Raw genomic sequence first — 3,718 nt, forward strand, 5'->3', positions numbered from 1 at the left:
ATCGGCCAGCTGTTGCAGCCAGCGTTCATCGGCCATCATGAAGCGGTCATCGAAGACCCGGCGCACCTCTTGCGCGGCGCTGCTGCGCAGCTCGACATTGCCCAGCATGGCAGAGGCATTGGTGACCTCTTCGCCCGTGCCCGCCGCCCGGGCCTGGCCCTGCGCGACAAAGGACTCCTCCACCACGCCCTCCTTCCCGTCCCCGAATAGCCCCAGTACCGCCGGATCGATGCCAAGCGAAGCGTAGTAGGCCGCGATCAGGTCGAAATTCGCCCGGGCGAGGGGATCGCCGCCGGGGATGACGCGGTCATAGGCCTCTAGCGCGGCGGCGTAATTGCCCGCGCGCGCCTCTGCGGTGCCAAGGTTGTACCAGGCCTGCGCTGTGGTGAAGGACTCTGCCGCCTCCTCCAGAGCCCCGGCCCGGAAAAGGGCCACCCCGCGCCAGCCGGGATCCTGGAACATGGGCGCGGCAAGGCGTGGCAGGCTGAGCGACAGGAAGACGCGCCCGAAGGACGCGGGCCCGCCAAGAGCAAGCGCCAGGACCAGCGCCAGCGCGGTTATGGCGGCCAGGACCCTCATGCCGCCTGCCTGCGAAACAGCAGCAGCATCGGCACAAGGGCAAGCAACAGGAACAGCCGGCCGATATCGCGCCAGAAAAGCAGCGGGTATTCCTGTTGCTCCAGCCGGTCGCGGGCCTCTTGCGTCAGCCAGTCCGCCAGCGCATCCGGATCCGCCAGCGGCAGCAGCCGGCCACCGCCAAGCGCGGCATGCGCCTCCATCTGCGGAGTCGCCGCGGTCAGGCTAACCAGGCTCAGGCGGGCGCCCTGCCCGGCCAGCGCCTCCGTCATTTGCAGGCTCTCCGGACCAAGGCCCGCGCCATCGGTGAACAGGATCACGTCCCCCGCCAGCACCTGCGCGTCCCGCAGCATCCCGGCGGCCAGCTCAAGCCCCCGGGCCGGACGGGAGCCGGGATCGGGCACGGTGTCCGGCCCGACAAGGGACAGGGTCTGGCCCAGCTGCCTGTGATCGGTGGTCAGATCCGTCGCCACATAGGCATCCCCGCCGTATAGCACCATGCCCCCGGGGCGCGCCCGCAGCGCGGCGATGCCGACCCGGCCCATGGTCACCAGCGCCTCCCAATCCGGGCTTTCGGTGACGCTGGCAGAAGCGTCGATCACGTAGACCACCCCGTCGAGGTTGCGGAAAGAGACCGCATCGCGCCGTTCCACCGCCGGGCCGCTGAGCGCCAGCACCACCAGCGCGGCAGAGCCCAGCGTGGCCACCAGCGGCGCGGCATCGCGGCGCGTCTCGACCCGGCCAAGCGCCTGCATGGCGCGCAGCAGCTCCGGCCGGGCAGCGCGATCCCAGCCGCCCACGCCCCCCTGCCGGCGATAAAGCCACCAGCCAAGCCCCGCCAGCACCGGCAGCACCAGCAGCCAGAGCGGCCGCAGCAGGGTCAGTTCCCAGTTCATGGGGCTCCCTCCCGCCAGGCCAGCGCCAGGCAACCCAGCAGGGCCAGGGCGGCAGGCCAGATCCAGAGCTCGCGGTAGACCTCTGCCGCCAGGCCGTCGCTCTCGGTGGCTTCCAGCCGGTCCAGCGCCTCTGTCACCGCCAGCAGATCCTCGGTGGAGCGCACGCGAAAGCTTTCGCCGCCCGAGACCTCTGCGATCGCGCGCAGGGTGGTGGCATCCACGACGCCCTGTTCGCCCTCTTTCGCGGTGCTGTCATCCCGGGGACCAAGCGCGATGGTATGCACCCGCACCCCCATCCGCGCGGCCAGCTGCGCCACGCCCTGCGGGTTGGTGGCCCCCGCATTGTTGGTCCCGTCGGACAGCAGGATAACCACCCGTGTCGCGGCCTGAGACTCCGCCATCCGCTTCAGCGCCAGCCCAAGCGCATCCGAGATATTGGTGGCCCGGCCCGAGATCCCGATCGTGGCCTCCTCGATGCGCTGCGCGACGGCCTCAGTGTCGTAGGTGAAGGGCGTGGCATAATAGGCCTCTGATCCGAAGACGATCAGCGCCACGCGGTCCCCGGCCCGGCGGCGGGCAAAGGCGGCCCCAGCGGCCACGACCGCCTGCAGCCGGGTCACGCTGGCCCCGTCCATGTGGAAATCCTCCCGCACCATGGAGCCGGAGAGATCCAGCGCAATCGCCAGGTCGCGGCCCGAAACCCGCAGCGCAGAAACGGGCTCTGGCAGGCGCGGACCGCTCAGGGCAAGGACGCTCAGCCCCCAGACCATGGCGGGCAGCAGGTAGCGCATCCAGCCCCGCCGCCCCCCTGCCCCGCCCCGGCCCGCCGCGATCAGCGCCGCGCCGATCTGTTCGGGCACCTGCAAGGCCGCGCCCCCGGCCCCGGCGATGGGCAAAAGGCGCGCCGCCAACAGGGGCAGCGGCAGCAGCAACAGGGCAAGGGGGCTGGCCAGATCAAGCATGGCGGGCCAGCGCCGCGCGCAGCTCTGCGGTGTCGGGCGCGTTATCCGGGCGGTACAGGCGCGCGCGCAGGCTCTCGACATACGCCGGGTCGTGCTGTTTCAGCAGCACCAGAAGGCTGCGGCGCTGCTCTGCCTCTGGCAGCACCTCCAACGCGTCGAGCTGCCCGGACAGGTTCGGCTTCGATTGACGTAACGTCAATATTGGGCGCAGGGCAGATCCGATCACCAAGGCCAGGAACGCCGCCAGGGCAATCACCGCGAAAAGCTCTGCCTCGGCACCGCCCGGGGCCTGCGCAGGCAGGCGGATGTCATGCAACCCGGCCTGCAGCGCCGTTTCGCTCAGGGCCTGGCCGTTCATGGCAGCCGGTCCGCAGGCAAGCTGGCGGCAAGCAGCCGGGCAATGGCCTCCACGCTGCTGCCCGCATCCACCAGAAGCGCTCTCTGCCCCAGGACCGGGGCGCTCTCTGCCGGGCTGCGCGCCTGACGGGACAGCGACAGGTGCAGGCGGCGACCATCGGACAGGCGGATGGGATAGCGCCCGGGGGGCAGGCGGCCGGTGGCGGCATCGGTGATGCGGATCAGCCGGGGAACCCGGTTGCGCGATAGCTCTGCCAGCCGGTCCTCCATCCCCGGCCCCATGTCATCGAAGCCAGAGGCGATCATCACCTCGCTGCCAGAGGGCGCAAGGCGCAGCAGGCTGGTCATCGCCCGTTCCAGCGCCGGATCCCCGCCCTGCCCCTGCGCCACCACCCCCAGGGCCTGCGCATGGGCGCGCACAAGCCCGCCGATCACATCCAGCATCCCCCGTACCCGCCCGCGCGGCGGGACAGAGACCTGCCCATCCGGGGTCAGCGCCAGCAGCCCGACGCGCCCGCCCTCTGCCACGACATGCCAGCCGATCAGGCACAGCGTCTCTGCCGCCACGACAGACCGAAAGGCCCGGGAAATCCCCCAAAGCATCGAGGCCCGGAAATCGGCCACCAGCAGGCAGACGCGATCGCGCTCCTCGTGAAACTGGCGCACGTGCAGCACGCCGGTGCGCGCGGTAGTACCCTTGTCCAGGTGGCGGATATCATCCCCGCTGACATATTCGCGCACATCGGCCACCTCGTGACCGTGGCCCTTGCGCCGGGTGGCGAAACCGCCGGGCAAGGCGGCCAGAACCGGGTCCGAGCGGGCCTGCAGGGCGACCTGCCGCAAGGCGATCAGGCCGGCGGCCTCCAGCGCGACGCCGGGCACCTGCAGGGCGGCGGTCACAGCGCCTCGACCCCGTCCAGGATGGCG

5 protein-coding genes are annotated in these 3,718 nt (G+C 71.0%); all 5 read right to left on the reverse strand.

Annotated features, from left to right (window positions below; genetic code table 11):
- Positions 1–579, reverse strand: a 579-nt coding sequence (locus HCZ97_RS20300) for a tetratricopeptide repeat protein (RefSeq protein ID WP_167690933.1), incomplete at its 3' end; no start/stop codon positions are given.
- The gene (locus tag HCZ97_RS20305) at positions 576–1,472 is read right to left on the reverse strand and encodes a VWA domain-containing protein (protein ID WP_167690934.1); all 897 of its coding nucleotides are present in this window, start codon (positions 1,470–1,472) and stop codon (positions 576–578) included. The genes HCZ97_RS20305 and HCZ97_RS20300, both read right to left, overlap by 4 nt.
- The gene (locus tag HCZ97_RS20310) at positions 1,469–2,434 is read right to left on the reverse strand and encodes a VWA domain-containing protein (RefSeq protein ID WP_167690935.1); all 966 of its coding nucleotides are present in this window, start codon (positions 2,432–2,434) and stop codon (positions 1,469–1,471) included. The genes HCZ97_RS20305 and HCZ97_RS20310 overlap by 4 nt, the downstream gene beginning before the upstream one ends.
- The gene (locus HCZ97_RS20315) at positions 2,427–2,792 is read right to left on the reverse strand and encodes a hypothetical protein (protein WP_167690936.1); all 366 of its coding nucleotides are present in this window, start codon (positions 2,790–2,792) and stop codon (positions 2,427–2,429) included. Before HCZ97_RS20315 ends, HCZ97_RS20310 begins: the two co-directional genes overlap by 8 nt.
- A partial coding sequence (locus HCZ97_RS20320) for a DUF58 domain-containing protein (RefSeq protein WP_368484403.1) occupies positions 2,789–3,718 on the reverse strand: 930 nt, incomplete at its 5' end. The genes HCZ97_RS20315 and HCZ97_RS20320, both read right to left, overlap by 4 nt.

The organism is Pseudooceanicola sp. HF7 (assembly GCF_011806405.1).
Lineage (GTDB): Bacteria > Pseudomonadota > Alphaproteobacteria > Rhodobacterales > Rhodobacteraceae > Pseudooceanicola.

Excerpts from the sequence above, each read along its gene's own strand:
- HCZ97_RS20305 (WP_167690934.1), bottom strand. The coding sequence starts at position 1,472 with ATGAACTGGGAACTGACCCTGCTGCGGCCGCTCTGGCTGCTGGTGCTG.
- HCZ97_RS20310 (WP_167690935.1), bottom strand. The coding sequence starts at position 2,434 with ATGCTTGATCTGGCCAGCCCCCTTGCCCTGTTGCTGCTGCCGCTGCCC.
- HCZ97_RS20315 (WP_167690936.1), bottom strand. The coding sequence starts at position 2,792 with ATGAACGGCCAGGCCCTGAGCGAAACGGCGCTGCAGGCCGGGTTGCAT.